Origin of the sequence: Escherichia sp. WS1368, from assembly GCF_046487485.1 — a bacterium.
Lineage (GTDB): Bacteria > Pseudomonadota > Gammaproteobacteria > Enterobacterales > Enterobacteriaceae > Escherichia > Escherichia coli.
Window position 1 is genome coordinate 965,440 of the sequence record NZ_JBJQJI010000001.1, and the last position, 19,706, is coordinate 985,145.

21 protein-coding genes are annotated in these 19,706 nt (G+C 50.5%); 14 read left to right on the plus strand and 7 right to left on the minus strand.

The genetic code is table 11. The features are described from left to right. Window positions 1-4: 4 nt before the first annotated feature. The 5 genes from ACJHYD_RS04710 to xthA form a co-directional block, all read right to left on the minus strand. The gene (locus ACJHYD_RS04710) at window positions 5-553 is read right to left on the minus strand and encodes a carboxymuconolactone decarboxylase family protein (RefSeq protein WP_000524080.1); all 549 of its coding nucleotides are present in this window, start codon (window positions 551-553) and stop codon (window positions 5-7) included. Continuing rightward, a complete protein-coding gene (locus ACJHYD_RS04715) occupies window positions 553-1,260 on the minus strand; it encodes a TVP38/TMEM64 family protein (RefSeq protein WP_001551212.1) in 708 nt (235 codons plus the stop codon). Before ACJHYD_RS04715 ends, ACJHYD_RS04710 begins: the two co-directional genes overlap by 1 nt. Before the next feature lie 14 nt (window positions 1,261-1,274). Further along, on the minus strand, window positions 1,275-1,952 hold the full coding sequence (gene ydjY, locus ACJHYD_RS04720; protein ID WP_001551211.1) for a lipoprotein YdjY: 678 nt from the start codon (window positions 1,950-1,952) through the stop codon (window positions 1,275-1,277). 4 nt (window positions 1,953-1,956) lie between these two features. Then, window positions 1,957-2,667: a TVP38/TMEM64 family protein gene (locus ACJHYD_RS04725; protein WP_001309538.1), complete on the minus strand. Its 711-nt coding sequence runs from the start codon at window positions 2,665-2,667 to the stop codon at window positions 1,957-1,959. A gap of 166 nt (window positions 2,668-2,833) precedes the next feature. Then, window positions 2,834-3,640, minus strand: a complete 807-nt coding sequence (xthA, locus tag ACJHYD_RS04730; protein WP_000673933.1) for an exodeoxyribonuclease III — start codon at window positions 3,638-3,640, stop codon at window positions 2,834-2,836. 445 nt (window positions 3,641-4,085) lie between these two features. Between xthA and astC the strand changes: the two genes are divergently transcribed. From astC to ves, 7 genes are all read left to right on the plus strand, one after another. Then, a complete protein-coding gene (gene astC, locus ACJHYD_RS04735; protein ID WP_001551210.1) occupies window positions 4,086-5,306 on the plus strand; it encodes a succinylornithine/acetylornithine transaminase in 1,221 nt (406 codons plus the stop codon). Next, window positions 5,303-6,337, plus strand: coding sequence for an arginine N-succinyltransferase (gene astA / locus ACJHYD_RS04740; protein ID WP_001551209.1), 1,035 nt, complete (start codon window positions 5,303-5,305; stop codon window positions 6,335-6,337). Before astC ends, astA begins: the two co-directional genes overlap by 4 nt. Beyond that, window positions 6,334-7,812, plus strand: a complete 1,479-nt coding sequence (gene astD, locus ACJHYD_RS04745) for a succinylglutamate-semialdehyde dehydrogenase (protein WP_001551208.1) — start codon at window positions 6,334-6,336, stop codon at window positions 7,810-7,812. Before astA ends, astD begins: the two co-directional genes overlap by 4 nt. Then, window positions 7,809-9,152, plus strand: a complete 1,344-nt coding sequence (astB, locus tag ACJHYD_RS04750; protein ID WP_001551207.1) for an N-succinylarginine dihydrolase — start codon at window positions 7,809-7,811, stop codon at window positions 9,150-9,152. The genes astD and astB overlap by 4 nt, the downstream gene beginning before the upstream one ends. Then, complete coding sequence (gene astE, locus ACJHYD_RS04755) at window positions 9,145-10,113, plus strand: succinylglutamate desuccinylase (protein WP_001551206.1); 969 nt, start codon at window positions 9,145-9,147, stop codon at window positions 10,111-10,113. The genes astB and astE overlap by 8 nt, the downstream gene beginning before the upstream one ends. A gap of 329 nt (window positions 10,114-10,442) precedes the next feature. Next, window positions 10,443-10,928 carry an ATP-independent periplasmic protein-refolding chaperone Spy gene (spy, locus tag ACJHYD_RS04760; protein WP_001228981.1) on the plus strand — a complete coding sequence of 162 codons (486 nt, stop codon included), beginning with the start codon at window positions 10,443-10,445 and terminating at the stop codon, window positions 10,926-10,928. Window positions 10,929-11,130: 202 nt separating this feature from the next. Continuing rightward, window positions 11,131-11,706, plus strand: coding sequence for an environmental stress-induced protein Ves (gene ves, locus ACJHYD_RS04765; protein WP_000455601.1), 576 nt, complete (start codon window positions 11,131-11,133; stop codon window positions 11,704-11,706). Here ves and cho read toward each other — a convergent pair. Together cho and nadE are read right to left on the minus strand one after the other, a co-directional pair. Continuing rightward, window positions 11,666-12,553 carry an excinuclease Cho gene (gene cho, locus ACJHYD_RS04770; RefSeq protein ID WP_000252397.1) on the minus strand — a complete coding sequence of 296 codons (888 nt, stop codon included), beginning with the start codon at window positions 12,551-12,553 and terminating at the stop codon, window positions 11,666-11,668. The two genes, ves and cho, sit on opposite strands and share 41 nt — an antisense overlap. A 229-nt stretch (window positions 12,554-12,782) precedes the next feature. Continuing rightward, window positions 12,783-13,610: an ammonia-dependent NAD(+) synthetase gene (gene nadE / locus ACJHYD_RS04775; protein ID WP_000175037.1), complete on the minus strand. Its 828-nt coding sequence runs from the start codon at window positions 13,608-13,610 to the stop codon at window positions 12,783-12,785. A 201-nt stretch (window positions 13,611-13,811) separates the two neighbouring features. Between nadE and osmE the strand changes: the two genes are divergently transcribed. From osmE to chbG, 7 genes are all read left to right on the plus strand, one after another. Next, entirely contained in the window at window positions 13,812-14,150 is a 339-nt protein-coding gene (gene osmE, locus ACJHYD_RS04780; RefSeq protein ID WP_001039044.1) for an osmotically-inducible lipoprotein OsmE, read from the plus strand. Window positions 14,151-14,448: 298 nt separating this feature from the next. Next, a complete protein-coding gene (gene chbB / locus ACJHYD_RS04785) occupies window positions 14,449-14,769 on the plus strand; it encodes a PTS N,N'-diacetylchitobiose transporter subunit IIB (RefSeq protein WP_000412169.1) in 321 nt (106 codons plus the stop codon). Window positions 14,770-14,853: 84 nt separating this feature from the next. After that, window positions 14,854-16,212: a PTS N,N'-diacetylchitobiose transporter subunit IIC gene (chbC, locus tag ACJHYD_RS04790; protein ID WP_001551205.1), complete on the plus strand. Its 1,359-nt coding sequence runs from the start codon at window positions 14,854-14,856 to the stop codon at window positions 16,210-16,212. A gap of 50 nt (window positions 16,213-16,262) precedes the next feature. Then, window positions 16,263-16,613, plus strand: a complete 351-nt coding sequence (gene chbA / locus ACJHYD_RS04795; protein ID WP_000968919.1) for a PTS N,N'-diacetylchitobiose transporter subunit IIA — start codon at window positions 16,263-16,265, stop codon at window positions 16,611-16,613. Window positions 16,614-16,620: 7 nt separating this feature from the next. Then, on the plus strand, window positions 16,621-17,463 hold the full coding sequence (gene chbR, locus ACJHYD_RS04800; RefSeq protein ID WP_000983653.1) for a transcriptional regulator ChbR: 843 nt from the start codon (window positions 16,621-16,623) through the stop codon (window positions 17,461-17,463). A 103-nt stretch (window positions 17,464-17,566) separates the two neighbouring features. Next, the gene (celF, locus tag ACJHYD_RS04805) at window positions 17,567-18,919 is read left to right on the plus strand and encodes a 6-phospho-beta-glucosidase (RefSeq protein ID WP_000078748.1); all 1,353 of its coding nucleotides are present in this window, start codon (window positions 17,567-17,569) and stop codon (window positions 18,917-18,919) included. Window positions 18,920-18,931: 12 nt separating this feature from the next. After that, window positions 18,932-19,681, plus strand: coding sequence for a chitin disaccharide deacetylase (gene chbG, locus ACJHYD_RS04810; RefSeq protein WP_000440439.1), 750 nt, complete (start codon window positions 18,932-18,934; stop codon window positions 19,679-19,681). Window positions 19,682-19,706: the final 25 nt, after the last annotated feature.

The window sequence follows — 19,706 nt, forward strand, 5'->3', positions numbered from 1 at the left end:
CTCCTTAAGAACGTTTTTCAGGAATACGGCACAGCCCCTGAGCGGGAATGTCCATGGCAGAATTAAAACGGGCTGACAGGTTTTGCAGGCCGATCAATGCCGTCAGTTCGGTGAGCGCCTGGGCGTCAAAATGCGCAGCCAGTCGGGTACGCAGGGCATCATCGACCGTTGGCGGCGTTACGCTTGCGGCTTCGGCGTACTCCAGCGCCAGCCGTTCTTCATCGCTAAAGAGCGGGCTTTGCCGCCAGTCAGCCACTGCCAGCAGTTTATCGGTGCTGCCAGTGCGCTCGGCGACTTTCATACTGGTGATATCCACGCAAAACTCACACAGACACATTTGCGCAATGCGCGCGCTGACAAGCGATCGCACTACTGGATCCAGCGGTGAGCGTTTGCGCTCCAGCCAGCCGACAAACATCGACACCAGATAAAAGATAAACGGGATCCGCCCCCACCAGCGAATCGGGCTTAGCACCTCGCCGTAATGGCGACGATGCAGCCACGCCTGCGGACGTAAAATGAAAGGAATTTTGCTAAGCGGCGGTAAACCCATCAGGCATTCCTCTTCTGGCGCTCAAGCCATATTTTCTTCGCCATAAAAATCACCACGGTCAGGGCAAACAGAATAAACAGTCCGGTGACAAACCAGAAAGTACCGCCTGTTAATATGCTGCCCGCCCAGGAATAAACAATAGTCGCTGGTAACTGACCAAGCCCGGTGGCGATAAAAAACGAGCGAAAACGTATTGAAGTCAAACCGGCAGCATAGCTTACGGGATCAAAAGGCACAAAAGGCAATAATCGGCATACCAGAATGGTGTGTTTACCATAGCGGGTAAAAAAGCCGTCCATACTATTGAGTACCGTTTTACCCGTTAACTTTTCCACCACTTCGCGGCCCATCACTCTGGCGATAAAAAAGCACAGCGCCGCGCCGGCCATCGAACTGGTCCACGACAGCAAGCCGCCCCAGAGCGCGCCAAACAGCGACGCATTGGCAAAGGTGATCAAAAACGCAGGTAGCGGTGCAGCAATGGCCTGTAAAATCATCAACAAGAACGAGACAACTGCCGCCAGTGCGCCGTAAGACTGAATAAAGCGTTCTATACCCTGTTGGTCCACGGCGGCAAACGCCGCAACGCTGCGATTAATAAACTCATGGACGCCGGGAAGCAGCGCCCATGCCAGCAGCATAGCGAACAACAGGATGATGAGGGTTATACGGTAGTACCAGATTTTTCGCGATTGCATCTTCATCATCCTTTATCCTGGCTTTATTCGGTGATTTTAAAGGTAACCGTTGCCAGCGTGTTATCCGCCGGGAGAACCGAGGCATTGCCTTTGAATTTCACTTCGCCGCGTTTTTCCACCGCACCATAAGTGTATGTTGCATTGCTGACGATGCCGACCGGGCAGCTATCCAGACACACCAGGCAGCCCGTTTTCTTCTCTTCTGCTGCCGTTAAATTACCGCCAAAGCGCATGTCCAGTTTCTTGCCATTACTGTCAACAATCACTTCATCGAAGGAATACGCTTTTGCCGCCCCTTGCCAGTTGACCGAAATATCCAGTTTGCTGCCTGCGACGTGAGTCGTTTCTTTATTATCCATCGTCATGTTTTCGCCCGGTGTACCACCTGCCTCTTTCAGGGCTTCATAAAATGCTTTCGGGGTCGCATAACCCATAAACAGCGATTTATGCCCGTTTGAGCCATCTTTAAACACAATGCCGTGGCGGGTGTCGTCGGTCAGGAAACGACCATTAATTTGCACCAGCATGGTTACCGTATGGTTATTGGCATCGACACGCAGCGGTTGGCTGTTCGAAAGTCCGTCGTATTCCACTTTTGCAGCCGCATTCTCTTTTTGATCGCAGCCGCTAAGCCCGGCAACAGCCAGTAAGCAGAGTGCAGCCAGTCCTTTTTTCCATGACGCTGAATAATGTTGCAACATCGTTCTATCCTTCATTTTTTGGGTGAGTAAGTGGGCTGCGGCGCGAAGCAGACAGATCCACATGTTTGTGTCGGGCGTAGAGTTTGGCGAGCTGGACGAGAATAAACAGCGCCAGGCCCGCCAGACAGAGTTGTAAAATAAAGCGCAGCGTAATGCCTTCATTGGCGAGATCGCTTGCCATCACGGTATAAATAACAATACCGGGCAGGGTCGTGAGTGCCGAAATAAGGGTATAAGGCCAGAAGGCGATGGTGGTTAATCCGTAAGCGTAATTTTGAATATTGTAAGGAAACAACGGGATTAAGCGGGTCAGAATAAGAAAATCAATACCGTTACGCGCAATGCCTTTTTCAATGGCCTGGAAGGTATGGCTATGGCCAACGTATTTCAGCAGTAAATCACGTCCCAGCCAGCGCGCCAGCAGGAATGAGCACGAGGAGGCCAGCGTGGCGGCAATTAATGATAGTAGTGTCCCTAAGAGCGGGCCAAAAACTATTCCTCCAGCGATCACCAGTATGCTTCCTGGTAACAGAAAGAGGGTGGCAATGATGAATAACAGAATATAGAGGCTATAACCGAACAATCCGCTCTGGCGAATGAGTGTCTGTAAGTGGGGTAAATCGGTGAGCAGATCGAATAAACCGAAAGCGTGGATAGCGTAAATGAGCAGCGCAAAAATAAGACAGGCAAAAAGAAATTTACGCTCAGCGTTCATTGTGGAGTTTCCTATATCAAACTTGATAATAGAGAAGTGGTCAGACAACTAAAAACGCAGTGACGGTATAACAAAGGGCGGCAGGCAACAAATCATTACTGACAGTTTGTTGATTTTTCTCAAGGTTAATTCTCCTGACCCAGTTTGAGCCAGGAGAACAGCTAAATTAGCGGCGGAAGGTCGCCCAGACGGGGGCATGATCTGACGGTTTTTCCATGCTGCGGATTTCATAGTCGATGCCGGTTTCAACACAACATTCTGCCAGCGGTTGGCTGGCGAGAAGCAGGTCGATGCGCAGACCACGGTTATCGTCAAAACCTTTTGAGCGGTAATCAAACCATGAGAAACGATCGGCTGTTTGCGGATTCGCATGGCGGAAGGTATCGACCAACCCCCAGCTCATCAGTCTCTCCATCCATTCGCGTTCTTCCGGAAGGAAAGAGCATTTTCCGGTACGCAGCCAGCGCTTACGGTTCTCTTCGCCAATGCCAATATCCAGGTCGCCAGGACTGATATTCATATCACCCATAATCAGCACCGGATTTTCACGCTTGAGTTCGGTTTCCAGGTAGTTTTGCAGATTCTGATAAAACTGCGCCTTTGCCGGGAATTTTATCGGATGGTCGCGGCTTTCACCCTGCGGGAAGTAACCGTTGATCACGGTAACATTGCCCAGCGTCGAGGGGATTTCAGCCATAATAATTCGCCGTTGCGCCTCTTCGTCATCACCCGGAAAACCGCGACGCACGGCAATCGGCGTCTCTTTGGTCAGCAGCGCCACGCCATAATGGCCTTTCTGCCCGTGATAAAACACGTTGTAGCCGAGCTTCGCCACCTCTTCGAGTGGAAACATATCGTCATGAACTTTTGTCTCCTGCAGGCCAATCACATCCGGTTGGTGCTTTTCGACGATGGCTTCAAGCTGATGAGGTCTGGCGCGCAGGCCGTTGATATTAAAAGAGACAAATTTCATAGTCGCTGCCATTTATTCAGATAAAGAGTGCGTGGATGGTAGCAGAATTTCGCTTTGCGTACCGCCTGTTGTTAAGTGATTTGATCGATAGTTGTTAATGATGTCAACGATGGCGCAAAAAATGCCCGCTTTTGGTGCGCGCTGCGTCAGAATGGCGCAGTAATTTCCAGTAAATTTCGTCAATGATCACAATTCCAGAATTATATTTTACTTCTGCATAACATTGCGTTTTTTATTCTTTTTATTCACCCACATCGCAAACGTATTCACTTTATATGCACTTTAAATGCATATGGTTTGGTTATAACTCCTTGATTTCCAGTTAGCCTCCGCGATTTATGCACTTTTATCACTGGCTGGCACGAACCCTGCAATCTACATTTACAGCGCAAACATTACTTATTATTAACATATAAATAACGAATTATTTACTGTAGAGGTCGCTATGTCTCAGCCAATTACGCGTGAAAACTTTGATGAATGGATGATACCTGTTTACGCTCCGGCACCGTTTATACCGGTACGTGGCGAAGGTTCGCGCTTGTGGGATCAGCAGGGGAAAGAGTATATCGACTTCGCGGGTGGCATTGCGGTGAACGCGCTGGGCCATGCGCACCCGGAACTGCGTGAGGCGCTGAACGAACAGGCGAGTAAGTTCTGGCATACCGGCAACGGTTACACCAACGAGCCGGTACTGCGACTGGCGAAAAAATTGACCGACGCCACGTTTGCCGATCGCGTCTTCTTTTGTAACTCCGGTGCGGAAGCCAATGAAGCGGCGCTAAAACTGGCGCGTAAATTCGCTCACGACCGCTACGGCAGCCATAAGAGCGGTATCGTGGCGTTTAAAAATGCGTTTCATGGTCGCACGCTGTTTACTGTCAGTGCGGGTGGGCAGCCAGCCTATTCACAGGATTTTGCGCCACTGCCGCCGGATATTCTTCATGCCGCATATAACGATATTAACTCTGCCAGCGCGCTGATTGACGACTCTACCTGTGCGGTGATTGTCGAACCCATCCAGGGGGAAGGCGGTGTGGTGCCAGCCAGCAACGCGTTTTTACATGGTCTGCGTGAATTGTGTGACCGCCACAATGCATTGCTGATTTTTGATGAAGTACAAACCGGCGTCGGACGCACCGGGGAACTGTATGCCTATATGCACTACGGCGTGACGCCCGATCTGTTAACTACCGCCAAAGCGCTGGGCGGCGGTTTCCCGGTTGGTGCGTTGTTGGCAACCGAAGAGTGCGCCAGTGTGATGACCGTTGGCACTCATGGCACCACCTATGGCGGCAATCCGCTGGCCTCGGCGGTGGCAGGCAAAGTGCTGGATCTCATCAACACGCCAGAGATGCTTAATGGCGTTAAACAGCGTCACGACTGGTTTGTTGAGCGTCTTAATACCATTAATCACCGCTACGGTTTGTTCAGTGAAGTTCGCGGCTTAGGTTTGTTGATTGGTTGCGTGTTGAATGCCGATTACGCCGGGCAAGCGAAACAGATCTCTCAGGAAGCGGCGAAAGCAGGCGTGATGGTACTGATTGCGGGTGGCAACGTGGTGCGTTTTGCGCCTGCGCTCAATGTTAGCGAAGAAGAGGTGACGACCGGACTGGATCGCTTTGCAGCTGCTTGCGAACACTTTGTTAGCCGAGGTTCTTCATGATGGTCATCCGTCCCGTTGAGCGTTCAGATATCTCGGCGCTGATGCAGCTTGCCAGCAAAACTGGCGGCGGCCTGACGTCGCTTCCCGCCAATGAAGCCACGCTTTCGGCGCGTATCGAAAGGGCAATCAAAACCTGGCAAGGCGAACTGCCCAAAAGTGAGCAGGGCTATGTGTTCGTGCTGGAAGATAGCGAGACAGGCACAGTGGCGGGGATTTGCGCCATTGAGGTGGCAGTTGGGCTGAACGATCCCTGGTACAACTATCGCGTCGGCACGCTGGTTCACGCTTCGAAAGAGCTGAATGTCTATAACGCGTTGCCGACGCTGTTTCTCAGTAACGATCACACCGGCAGCAGCGAGCTGTGCACGCTGTTTCTCGACCCGGAGTGGCGCAAAGAGGGCAACGGCTATTTGCTGTCGAAATCGCGCTTTATGTTTATGGCGGCTTTTCGCGACAAGTTTAATGACAAAGTGGTTGCCGAAATGCGCGGGGTGATTGACGAACATGGCTATTCACCGTTCTGGCAAAGCCTCGGTAAGCGCTTCTTTTCGATGGATTTTAGCCGCGCCGATTTTCTCTGCGGCACCGGGCAAAAGGCATTTATTGCAGAACTGATGCCGAAACATCCGATCTATACCCACTTTTTATCTCAGGAAGCCCAGGACGTCATCGGTCAGGTACATCCGCAAACCGCGCCTGCCCGTGCGGTACTGGAGAAAGAAGGTTTTCGCTACCGTAATTATATCGACATCTTCGACGGTGGGCCGACGCTTGAGTGTGACATCGACCGCGTGCGCGCCATCCGTAAAAGTCGGCTGGTGGAAGTGGCAGAAGGGCAGCCTGCGCAGGGCGATTTTCCGGCCTGCTTGGTCGCCAATGAAAATTATCACCATTTCCGCGTGGTGCTGGTGCGTACCGATCCGGCAACCGAGCGTTTGATTTTAACCGCCGCACAACTGGATGCCCTCAAATGCCACGCAGGGGATCGCGTTCGTCTGGTGCGCCTGTGCGCAGAGGAGAAAACAGCATGACTTTATGGATTAACGGTGATTGGGTAACGGGCCAGGGCGCATTGCGTGTGAAGCGTAATCCGGTATCGGGCGAGGTGTTATGGCAAGGCAATGATGCCGATGCCGCTCAGGTCGGGCAGGCTTGTCGGGCAGCCCGTGCGGCGTTTCCGCGCTGGGCGCGTCTCTCCTTTGGCGATCGTCAGGTAAGAGTTGAACGCTTTGCCGGATTGCTGGAAAGCAATAAAGCCGAATTAACCGCGATTATTGCCAGAGAAACGGGTAAGCCGCGCTGGGAAGCGGCAACCGAAGTGACGGCGATGATCAATAAAATCGCGATATCAATTAAGGCGTATCATGTTCGTACCGGCGAGCAGCGTAGCGAAATGCCGGACGGCGCGGCGAGCCTGCGACATCGCCCGCACGGCGTGCTGGCGGTGTTTGGGCCGTATAATTTCCCTGGTCATTTGCCGAACGGGCATATCGTTCCGGCATTGCTGGCGGGTAACACCATTATCTTTAAACCCAGCGAACTGACACCCTGGAGCGGCGAAGCGGTAATGCGTTTATGGCAGCAGGCTGGCTTGCCGCCGGGCGTGCTGAACCTGGTGCAGGGCGGGCGTGAAACGGGTCAGGCGCTGAGTGCGCTGGAGGATCTCGACGGCTTGCTGTTTACCGGTAGCGCCAATACTGGCTACCAGTTGCATCGTCAGCTTTCCGGTCAGCCGGAGAAAATTCTCGCCCTCGAAATGGGCGGCAATAACCCGCTGATTATCGATGAGGTGGCGGATATCGATGCCGCTGTCCATCTGACCATTCAGTCGGCATTTGTCACAGCCGGGCAACGCTGCACCTGCGCCCGCCGTTTATTGCTGAAAAGCGGGGCGCAGGGCGATGCGTTTCTTGCTCGTCTGGTTGCCGTCAGCCAGCGATTAACGCCGGGCAAATGGGATGACGAACCGCAGCCGTTTATTGGCGGGCTGATTTCTGAACAGGCCGCACAGCAGGTGGTTACTGCCTGGCAGCAACTGGAAGCGATGGGCAGACGAACCCTGCTTGCGCCGCGCTTATTACAAGCAGGGACATCGTTGCTGACGCCGGGGATCATTGAAATGACAGGCGTTGCTGGCGTACCAGATGAAGAGGTGTTCGGACCGTTATTGCGCGTCTGGCGTTATGATACTTTCGATGAAGCGATTCGAATGGCGAATAACACTCGCTTCGGACTCTCTTGCGGACTGGTTTCCCCCGCGCGGGAAAAATTCGATCAACTGTTGCTGGAGGCGCGGGCGGGGATTGTTAACTGGAACAAACCGCTTACCGGCGCTGCCAGTACCGCGCCATTCGGCGGCATTGGCGCTTCCGGTAACCATCGCCCCAGCGCCTGGTATGCCGCAGATTACTGCGCCTGGCCGATGGCGAGTCTGGAGTCGGACTCGTTAACATTGCCCGCCACGCTTAACCCTGGGCTGGATTTTTCCGATGAGGTGGTGCGATGAACGCCTGGGAAATCAATTTCGACGGGCTGGTAGGGCTGACGCATCATTACGCGGGCCTGTCGTTTGGTAATGAAGCCTCCACCAGTCACCGTTTTCAGGTCTCTAACCCGCGACTGGCGGCGAAGCAGGGCTTACTGAAAATGAAAGCCCTTGCCGACGCGGGATTCCCCCAGGCGGTGATCCCGCCGCACGAGCGTCCGTTTATTCCGGTGCTGCGTCAGTTGGGTTTCAGCGGCAGCGATGAGCAGGTACTGGAAAAGGTTGCCCGCCAGGCACCGCACTGGCTTTCCAGCGTCAGTTCCGCTTCGCCAATGTGGGTAGCTAATGCGGCCACGGTAGCGCCATCCACCGATACGCTGGATGGCAAAGTGCATCTCACCGTTGCTAACCTGAACAATAAATTTCACCGTTCGCTGGAAGCGCCCGTCTCTGAATCGCTGTTAAAAGCGATTTTTAACGACGAAGAGAAATTTAGTGTCCATTCGGCGTTGCCGCAGGTAGCCTTGCTCGGTGATGAGGGGGCGGCAAACCACAATCGTCTCGGCGGTCATTACGGTGAACCGGGTATGCAACTTTTTGTCTACGGGCGAGAAGAGGGCAATGATACCCGGCCTTCCCGTTATCCGGCGCGACAGACTCGCGAAGCCAGCGAGGCGGTGGCAAGGTTGAATCAGGTGAATCCCCAACAGGTGATTTTCGCCCAGCAAAACCCGGACGTTATCGACCAGGGCGTTTTTCATAATGACGTGATTGCCGTGAGTAACCGCCAGGTGCTGTTTTGTCATCAACAGGCGTTCGCTCGACAGGTGCAGTTACTGGCAAACCTGCGTGCGCGGGTGAACGGTTTTATGGCGATAGAAGTTCCGGCGACTCAGGTTTCCGTGTCGGATGCGGTGTCTACATATCTGTTTAACAGCCAACTGTTGAGCCGCGATGATGGTTCCATGATGTTGGTGCTGCCTCAGGAGTGTCGGGAACACGCCGGAGTATGGGGTTATCTCAATGAACTCCTTGCCGCTGACAACCCGATTAGCGAACTAAAAGTCTTTGATTTACGTGAAAGCATGGCGAATGGTGGCGGCCCGGCGTGCCTGCGGTTGCGGGTGGTATTAACAGAAGAAGAACGCCGGGCGGTGAATCCGGCGGTGATGATGAACGATACGCTGTTTAATGCGCTCAATGACTGGGTGGATCGTTACTACCGCGATCGTCTTACTGCTGCCGATCTGGCCGACCCGCAATTGCTGCGCGAAGGGCGGGAAGCACTGGATGTATTGAGCCAATTACTGAATCTCGGTTCGGTTTATCCGTTCCAGCGCGAGGGAGGGGGCAATGGATAATTTTCTTGCTCTGACCTTAACGGGTAAAAAACCGGTTATCACCGAGCGAGAAATCAACGGCGTTCGCTGGCGCTGGCTGGGCGATGGTGTGCTGGAACTGACGCCATTAACGCCACCGCAAGGCGCACTGGTGATTTCAGCGGGAATACACGGTAATGAGACGGCACCTGTGGAGATGCTGGACGCGTTGCTTGGCGCGATATCTCACGGCGAGATCCCGTTACGTTGGCGGTTGCTGGTGATCCTCGGGAATCCTCCTGCGCTGAAGCAAGGGAAACGTTATTGCCATAGCGATATGAACCGAATGTTTGGCGGTCGTTGGCAGCTATTTGCTGAAAGCGGGGAAACCTGTCGCGCGCGCGAACTGGAACAGTGCCTGGAAGATTTTTATGACCAGGGCAAAGAATCTGTGCGCTGGCACCTTGATCTCCATACCGCAATTCGTGGCTCCTTGCATCCGCAGTTCGGTGTATTACCGCAACGCGACATTCCCTGGGACGAGAAATTTCTGACGTGGCTGGGGGCGGCGGGGCTGGAGGCACTGGTATTCCATCAGACGCCTGGTGGTACGTTTACTCATTTCAGCGCCAGACATTTTGGCGCGCTGGCCTGTACGCTGGAACTCGGCAAAGCGTTGCCCTTTGGACAAAACGATCTTCGCCAGTTTGCAGTCACTGCCAGCGCCATTGCTGCGCTGCTATCGGGTGAGAGTGTTGGTATCGTGAGAACGCCGCCGCTCCGTTATCGGGTGGTTTCGCAAATTACTCGCCACTCGCCGTCCTTCGAAATGCATATGGCAAGTGACACGCTGAATTTTATGCCGTTTGAGAAAGGAACATTGCTGGCGCAGGACGGGGAGGAACGTTTTACCGTAACCCATGATGTAGAGTATGTGTTATTCCCTAATCCTTTGGTAGCGTTGGGATTACGCGCGGGATTAATGCTCGAAAAAATAAGCTAATACTTACCCGCAGAAATCATTCTGCGGGTATTAAGTTACTTTCTTATAAATTAATACAGATTAATCCTGGTTATTTGCTTTATTTATCACCAGTCATCCGGTATAGTTCTTCATAATCTCTGCTAAATCATCGTGTTGTAATATTCCCTCATCACTCTCCATCAAATTTTCTTTTTTTCTCCATAATTGGCGCAAAAGTGTTTTTTACACTTTCATTGTTTTACCGTTGCTCTGATTAATTGACGCTAAAGTCAGTAAAGTTAATCTCGTCAACACGGCACGCTTCTTAAGAAAGCCGTAATAAATAACTGAAAGGAAGGATATAGAATATGCGTAAATTAACTGCACTGTTTGTTGCCTCTACCCTGGCTCTTGGCGCGGCTAACCTGGCCCATGCCGCAGACACCACTACCGCAGCACCGGCTGACGCGAAGCCGATGATGCACCACAAAGGCAAGTTCGGTCCGCATCAGGACATGATGTTCAAAGACCTGAACCTGACCGACGCGCAGAAACAGCAGATCCGCGAAATCATGAAAGGCCAGCGTGACCAGATGAAACGTCCGCCGCTGGAAGAACGCCGCGCAATGCATGACATCATTGCCAGCGATACCTTCGATAAAGCAAAAGCTGAAGCGCAGATCGCAAAAATGGAAGAACAGCGCAAAGCTAACATGCTGGCGCACATGGAAACCCAGAACAAAATTTACAACATCCTGACGCCGGAACAGAAAAAGCAATTTAATGCTAATTTTGAGAAGCGTCTGACAGAACGTCCAGCGGCAAAAGGTAAAATGCCTGCAACTGCTGAATAATCTTTCAGCCAAAAAACTTAAGACCGCCGGTCTTGTCCACTACCTTGCAGTAATGCGGTGGACAGGATCGGCGGTTTTCTTTTTTGTTCTCAAACAGATGCAAAAAAAGCCTGATCGCCACTAACGTAAATCACCCGAGTTGCCGATAACCATCCACGGTTACCTGAACGATAACAATGAAAAGAACGGGCCGGGAGCGAGTATGGAATACTTTGATATGCGTAAAATGTCGGTGAATCTGTGGCGAAATGCTGCCGGTGAAACGCGCGAAATTTGCACTTTCCCACCGGCAAAACGTGATTTTTACTGGCGTGCCAGCATTGCATCCATCGCGGCGAATGGGGAGTTTTCTTTGTTTCCAGGTATGGAAAGGATAGTGACGTTGCTGGAAGGCGGCGAGATGTTCCTTGAAAGCGCAGACCGCTTTAACCATACCTTAAAACCGTTACAGCCTTTTGCCTTTGCGGCGGACCAGGTGGTAAAAGCGAAACTGACGGCAGGGCAGATGTCGATGGATTTCAACATCATGACACGCCTGGATGTCTGTAAGGCGAAAGTCAGAATTGCCGAACGTACGTTTACTACCTTTGGCTCACGCGGCGGGGTGGTGTTTGTAATTAACGGCGCGTGGCAACTGGGCGACAAACTGCTCACTACCGACCAGGGCGCGTGCTGGTTCGATGGCAGGCACACCCTGCGGCTTTTACAACCGCAGGGTAAACTGTTGTTCAGTGAAATCAACTGGCTCGCTGGTCATTCGCCGGATCAAGTTCAGTAATTTCATAGTTACCGGAAAGCAGCGGCTTACAAAGAATTTTATAACCGTCGTGATCAAACCCGGCGGGTGTCCGAATTAACGTTGTCGCTTCTTCCAGCGAATTAACCGCTCCCAGCCACAGCCAGTTTTGAATAATATGATATTGAGTCATTTCCGGGTGCTGTTCTTTCAGCGCCACCGCCCCTTGCCAAGGCCAACACACCACCCGCAAACGCTCCAGAGACTGGCGCAAACGTAGCGCATGTTCCTCATGGCTCTCTTTACCGCAACACGCCCCAGCGCAACGTTTTAATGCAGAACGAAAACAAGCACGCCCGCGGCTTAACGGTTCCAGTCCCAGCAGGCCATAGCAAAGTTTTTGTTCATCAGCGATGGTCTGCAATGCTTGCAAAGCTGCGCGCCTATTGGCAAACAGGCCAAACAGGTTGGGGGCTCGTGAAAAATCCACCTCTTTGGCATACACCACATCAACACGCTTTTCATTTAATTGCAGGGCGCAGAGCTGGCGATTGCGGCGCAACCGTTTATTAAACAGCGGTTGTTGTTCTTTGATTAATCGCGCTTCAAGGAGCAGAGCGCCGATTTCGCCTGCGGTGCAGATCCAGCTAATTCGCCGGGATTGCCGTAGCATGGCGGCTTCATCCGGGGTGCGTAAATGAGAAAGCACCCGACTGCGGATATTAACGCTTTTGCCGATATAGAGCGGCATGGTGTCACTTTCGCCATGAAACAGATACACCCCTGGTCGGGTGGGTAAGTCATTAAGGAATGAACGTAAATGTTCGGGATATTCATAAATTGCCGCAGCTTCAAATTCGAGCCGCGGAGAAGTTAAACGCCGTACCACTGTTGACTCCGAATGCTGGTTATCTATCCAGTGTAACAGGCGGGGAGCGATTAAAAAAGAGGCGGGTCGATGACAAAGGTTACACCGTCTGACGTGCTACGCCTGTCAGGCCTATTCGACTCATGCAATATATTGAATTTGCATAGTTTTGTGGGGCGAATAAGGCGTTCACGCCGCATCCGGCGTGAACAAAGTACTCTTTTTCGCACAAACCAATATGTGCAAATTATTACTTTTTCCAGAAATCATCGAAAACGGTAATTGGCGGACGGCGTTTATGTTCAGTTTTCAGATACCAGTTCTCTATTGTTCTGGCGACCTGTTCAGGTACGTTTTTCCCTTCCAGATAGTCGTCGATATTGTCATAGGTCACGCCGAGTGCCACTTCATCTGGCAGAGAAGGGCGATCATCTTCCAGATCGGCAGTTGGGGCTTTCTTATAAAGGTGTTCCGGGCAACCTAATGCTGCCAGTAACTGTTTACCCTGACGTTTGTTGAGACGATACAGTGGATTAATGTCCGTACCGCCGTCACCATATTTAGTGAAGAATCCGGTAATGGCTTCTGCTGCATGATCGGTGCCCACCACGACACCGCTGGTCATACCCGCAATGCTATATTGTGCTTTCATCCGCTCACGCGCTTTTTCATTGCCACGAACAAAATCGCTCAGTTCAATGCCCGCTTCGCGCAGCGCCTGTTCGCTGGCCAATACCGCGCCCTTGATATTAACGGTTAATACGCGATCCGGTTGAATAAAGGCAATGGCATCCTGGCAATCTTGTTCGTCGGCCTGAACACCATAGGGCAGGCGTACGGCAATAAATTGCAGCGATTCGTTGCCGGTTTCCTGGCGCAGCTCATTAATCGCCATCTGGCACAGCTTTCCGGCAAGCGTGGAGTCCTGACCGCCGCTGATCCCGAGCACCAGTGATTTAATGAACGGATAAGTTTGCAGGTAGCTTTTCAGAAAATCGACACTACGACGAATTTCCTCTTCAGCATTAATCTGCGGTTTTGCGCCCAGCGCCTTTATTATTTGTTGTTGCAATGTCATTGAACCCCTCCAGACAGAAAAGACAAAACTTCCTTAAAGCTAACCCGTTGCTACTGAAACGACAAGCGACAGCGGGTTGAATGGTGGTTAAAACGTCATACAGGAATCCTCTGAAAGCGGAGCCGTTTCGTTCACGGGCTTGAAAAAGCGCCCAATGTATTCCAGGCTTATCTAACACGCTGATAAACAAGAGGACGGAATATGAACAAGAATATGGCAGGAATTCTGAGTGCAGCGGCGGTATTAACCATGCTGGCGGGTTGTACGGCTTATGATCGTACCAAAGACCAGTTTGTACAGCCTGTGGTGAAAGACGTCAAAAAAGGCATGAGCCGGGCGCAGGTTGCACAAATTGCGGGTAAACCTTCGTCTGAAGTGAGCATGATCCATGCTCGTGGTACTTGCCAGACCTACATCCTGGGTCAACGTGATGGTAAAGCAGAAACCTACTTTGTCGCGTTAGATGATACCGGACATGTCATCAACTCCGGTTATCAGACCTGTGCTGAATACGACACTGATCCACAGGCTGCGAAGTAATCACTTCGCCTGAAAGCTTGAGTTACAACGGAAACCGGCCATTGCGCCGGTTTTTTTTGGCCTGAGTTCTTAATTATCTTCGCGAATTATTTGCCCGAAATGTGAAGAGGGTCATAACCGCAGGTCAAGGAGAGACAATTTATAAGGTCAAAGAAATACTATTGCTCAGGTCTATACCGTATACTCCTTTCAGCCACAAAAAAAGTCATGTTGGTTTCGCAAGTTACCCAGAGCATGGAAGCAGGTTAAGGCTTGCGGAGTGTCTGGCTGACAGATAATCGTCGATGAGGGCAGTTTTATGGAAAAGAAACACATTTATCTGTTTTGTTCTGCGGGCATGTCTACCTCTTTACTGGTATCAAAAATGCGCGCACAGGCAGAAAAATATGAAGTTCCGGTCATTATTGAAGCATTTCCGGAAACACTGGCTGGTGAAAAAGGTCAGAATGCCGATGTCGTGTTATTAGGGCCGCAGATTGCTTATATGTTGCCCGAAATCCAGCGTTTGTTACCCAACAAACCGGTTGAAGTAATTGACTCGCTGCTTTATGGCAAAGTCGATGGTTTAGGCGTGCTTAAGGCTGCGGTTGCAGCGATTAAAAAAGCCGCAGCAAATTAATTTATTTTAAATTTTCCCGTCAAAGAGTTATTTCATAAATCAATACCGCAATATTTAAATTGCGGTTTTTAAGGGTATTTTTCTATGAGTAATGTTATTGCATCGCTTGAAAAGGTACTCCTCCCTTTTGCAGTTAAAATAGGAAAGCAGCCACACGTTAATGCAATCAAAAATGGCTTTATTCGCTTAATGCCGTTAACCCTTGCGGGGGCCATGTTTGTATTAATTAACAACGTTTTTCTAAGCTTTGGGGAGGGGTCGTTTTTTTATTCCTTAGGTATTCGCCTGGATGCCTCAACCATTGAAACACTTAATGGTCTGAAAGGTATTGGCGGCAACGTATATAACGGAACATTAGGGATAATGTCTTTAATGGCACCGTTCTTTATTGGCATGGCGCTGGCAGAAGAGCGTAAAGTCGATGCGCTGGCGGCTGGGTTGTTATCCGTTGCAGCATTTATGACCGTCACCCCATACAGTGTCGGTGAGGCCTATGCGGTTGGCGCAAACTGGTTAGGTGGGGCGAATATCATCTCCGGGATTATTATTGGCCTGGTGGTGGCAGAAATGTTTACCTTTATTGTCCACCGCAATTGGGTCATTAAATTGCCCGACAGCGTACCTGCTTCAGTATCGCGTTCCTTCTCGGCATTAATCCCCGGCTTTATTATTCTTTCCGTGATGGGGATTATTGCCTGGGCGTTGAATACCTGGGGTACCAATTTCCATCAGATCATTATGGATACCATCTCAACCCCACTGGCATCGTTGGGTAGCGTGGTGGGATGGGCCTATGTGATCTTTGTTCCACTGCTCTGGTTCTTCGGTATTCATGGCGCGCTGGCGCTGACCGCACTGGACAACGGCATTATGACGCCGTGGGCGCTGGAAAACATCGCGACCTATCAGCAATATGGTTCCGTCGAAGCGGCGCTGGCAGCCGGTAAGACCTTCCATATCTGGGCCAAGCCGATGCTGGACTCCTTTATTTTCCTCGGTGGCAGTGGTGCGACTTTGGGTCTGATCCTGGCTATCTTTATCGCTTCTCGCCGTGCTGATTATCGTCAGGTGGCAAAACTGGCGCTGCCGTCCGGCATCTTCCAGATTAACGAACCGATTCTGTTTGGTCTGCCAATTATCATGAACCCGGTGATGTTTATTCCGTTTGTACTGGTACAACCGATTCTGGCGGCAATCACCCTCGCAGCTTACTACATGGGCATTATTCCTCCGGTGACCAATATTGCACCGTGGACCATGCCAACCGGTCTGGGAGCCTTCTTTAACACCAACGGTAGCGTCGCCGCATTGCTGGTCGCACTCTTCAACCTTGGTATCGCAACGTTAATTTATCTGCCCTTTGTTGTGGTCGCTAACAAAGCACAAAACGCGATTGATAAAGAAGAGAGCGAAGAAGATATCGCTAACGCCCTGAAATTTTAATCGATGCCGGTACGGGTAATCGTGCCGGTAAGAAAAGAGAGGAACGATGTATGATGGATCTCGATAACATTCCCGATACGCAAACAGAAGCTGAAGAGCTGGAAGAAGTGGTGATGGGACTTATCATCAACTCCGGACAAGCGCGCAGCCTGGCGTATGCCGCACTGAAACAGGCGAAGCAGGGCGATTTTGCCGCAGCAAAAGCCATGATGGATCAGTCACGGATGGCATTGAATGAAGCGCATCTGGTACAGACGAAACTGATTGAAGGCGATGCGGGCGAAGGTAAGATGAAAGTGAGTCTGGTGCTGGTCCACGCTCAGGATCATTTAATGACGTCCATGCTTGCGCGTGAACTGATTACCGAATTAATTGAGCTTCATGAAAAACTGAAGGCATAAGGAGTCGATGATGCAGCCAGTGATTAACGCGCCGGAAATTGCCACTGCCCGAGAACAGCAGTTGTTTAATGGCAAAAACTTCCATGTGTTTATCTACAACAAAACTGAGAGTATCAGCGGACTGCATCAGCACGACTATTATGAATTTACTCTGGTATTAACCGGGCGTTATTTCCAGGAGATTAACGGTAAGCGCGTGTTACTGGAACGGGGCGATTTTGTTTTTATTCCGTTAGGTTCGCACCATCAAAGTTTTTATGAGTTTGGTGCCACGCGCATATTGAATGTTGGGATCAGTAAACGCTTTTTTGAGCAGCATTACCTGCCGTTGTTGCCTTATTGCTTTGTCGCTTCGCAGGTATACCGGACCAATAACGCTTTTCTCACCTATGTGGAAACAGTGATTTCTTCATTGAATTTCCGCGAAACAGGGCTGGAAGAGTTTGTTGAGATGGTTACTTTTTATGTCATTAACCGTTTACGTCATTACCGCGAAGAACAGGTGATTGATGATGTACCGCAGTGGCTGAAAAGTACGGTAGAAAAGATGCATGATAAAGAGCAGTTTAGTGAATCGGCGCTGGAGAATATGGTGACGTTGTCAGCCAAATCACAGGAATATTTGACGCGAGCGACTCAACGATATTATGGCAAAACACCAATGCAGATTATTAATGAGATCCGTATTAATTTTGCCAAAAAACAACTGGAAATGACCAACTATTCCGTGACGGATATTGCGTTTGAGGCCGGTTATAGTAGCCCGAGCTTGTTTATTAAAACGTTTAAGAAATTAACGTCCTTTACGCCTAAGAGCTATCGTAAGAAATTGACTGAATTTAATCAGTAAGTCGTTATACCTGACAATTCACATATCTGTCCTGTTGCTGGATTATTTATGTCCGGGGGGCAGATATGCCAGATATCAGTATTCTGTACTGAAGGGAGAAATTATGAGCCAGAAATTAAAAGTCGTCACTATTGGTGGCGGGAGCAGCTATACCCCGGAGTTACTGGAAGGATTTATTAAGCGTTATCACGAATTGCCGGTCAGCGAATTATGGCTGGTGGATGTCGAAGGTGGTAAAGCTAAACTGGATATTATTTTTGATCTCTGCCAACGGATGATTGATAACGCTGGCGTCCCGATGAAGCTTTATAAAACGCTGGATCGCCGCGAAGCATTGAAAGATGCTGATTTCGTTACTACCCAACTGCGCGTAGGCCAATTACCGGCGCGCGAACTGGATGAACGTATTCCATTAAGTCATGGTTATCTTGGTCAGGAAACCAACGGCGCGGGCGGTCTTTTTAAAGGTCTGCGTACCATTCCGGTGATTTTTGACATCGTAAAAGATGTCGAAGAACTTTGTCCGAATGCATGGGTGATTAACTTCACTAACCCGGCGGGAATGGTCACTGAAGCCGTTTATCGTCATACCGGATTTAAACGCTTTATCGGCGTGTGTAATATTCCGATCGGCATGAAGATGTTTATTCGCGATGTTCTGATGCTGAAAGACAGCGATGATTTATCTATCGATCTGTTCGGCCTCAACCATATGGTGTTCATTAAAGATGTGCTGGTAAATGGCAAATCACGCTTTGCCGAATTGCTTGATGGTGTGGCATCCGGGCAGTTAAAAGCATCTGGCGTTAAAAATATTTTCGATCTGCCATTTAGCGAAGGCTTAATTCGTTCTCTGAATCTGTTGCCGTGTTCTTATTTGCTTTATTACTTCAAGCAAAAAGAGATGCTGGCTATTGAAATGGGCGAATACTACAAAGGCGGCGCACGAGCACAGGTAGTACAGAAAGTCGAGAAACAACTTTTTGAGCTGTATAAAAACCCGGAGTTGAAAGTTAAGCCGAAAGAACTGGAACAGCGCGGTGGGGCTTATTACTCTGATGCAGCGTGCGAAGTGATCAACGCTATCTACAACGACAAGCAAGCTGAACATTACGTTAATATCCCGCATCATGGGCATATTGATAATATTCCGGCAGACTGGGCGGTAGAAATGACCTGTACGCTGGGGCGCGATGGCGCGACGCCACATCCGCGCATTACGCATTTCGATGATAAAGTGATGGGGCTGATTCACACCATTAAAGGCTTCGAGATTGCTGCCAGCAACGCTGCACTTAGCGGAGAATTTAACGATGTGTTACTGGCGCTAAACCTTAGTCCGTTGGTGCATTCCGATCGCGATGCTGAGCTGCTGGCACGCGAGATGATTCTGGCGCACGAGAAATGGCTGCCAAATTTTGCCGACTGCATCGCAGAGCTTAAAAAAGCACATTAACCGAGGCTGATTATGGAACGCTTACTGATTGTTAATGCCGATGATTTTGGCTTAAGCAAAGGTCAGAACTACGGCATTATCGAGGCCTGTCGCAATGGGATTGTCACATCGACGACGGCGCTGGTGAATGGGCAGGCTATTGACCATGCGGTGCAGTTGAGTCGTGATGAACCGAGTCTGGCCATAGGGATGCACTTTGTCCTTACTATGGGCAAGCCACTGACAGCTATGCCGGGGTTAACCCGCGATGGTGTGCTGGGAAAATGGATCTGGCAGTTGGCAGAAGAAGATGCTTTACCGCTGGAAGAAATTACTCAGGAGCTTGCCAGTCAGTATTTGCGTTTCATTGAGCTATTTGGACGCAAACCTACGCATCTTGATAGCCATCATCATGTGCATATGTTCCCGCAGATTTTCCCGATTGTTGCCAGGTTTGCGGCAGAAGAGGGCATTGCGTTGCGGGCGGATCGTCAGATGGTGTTTGATTTGCCGGTCAACCTGCGCACTACCCAGGGATTCAGCAGTGCATTCTACGGTGAAGAGATCAGTGAGTCGCTGTTCCTGCAAGTGCTTGATGACTCCAGTCATCGCGGCGAGCGCTCTCTGGAAGTGATGTGTCATCCGGCGTTTATCGATAATACGATTCGCCAGAGTGCTTATTGCTTACCTCGGTTAACGGAACTGGATGTGCTGACTTCAGCGTCGTTGAAATATGCGATTGCTGAGCGTGGTTATCGGTTGGGTAGTTATCTTGATGTGTAAGTAAGGTGGTAAGGTCACTCCCCAG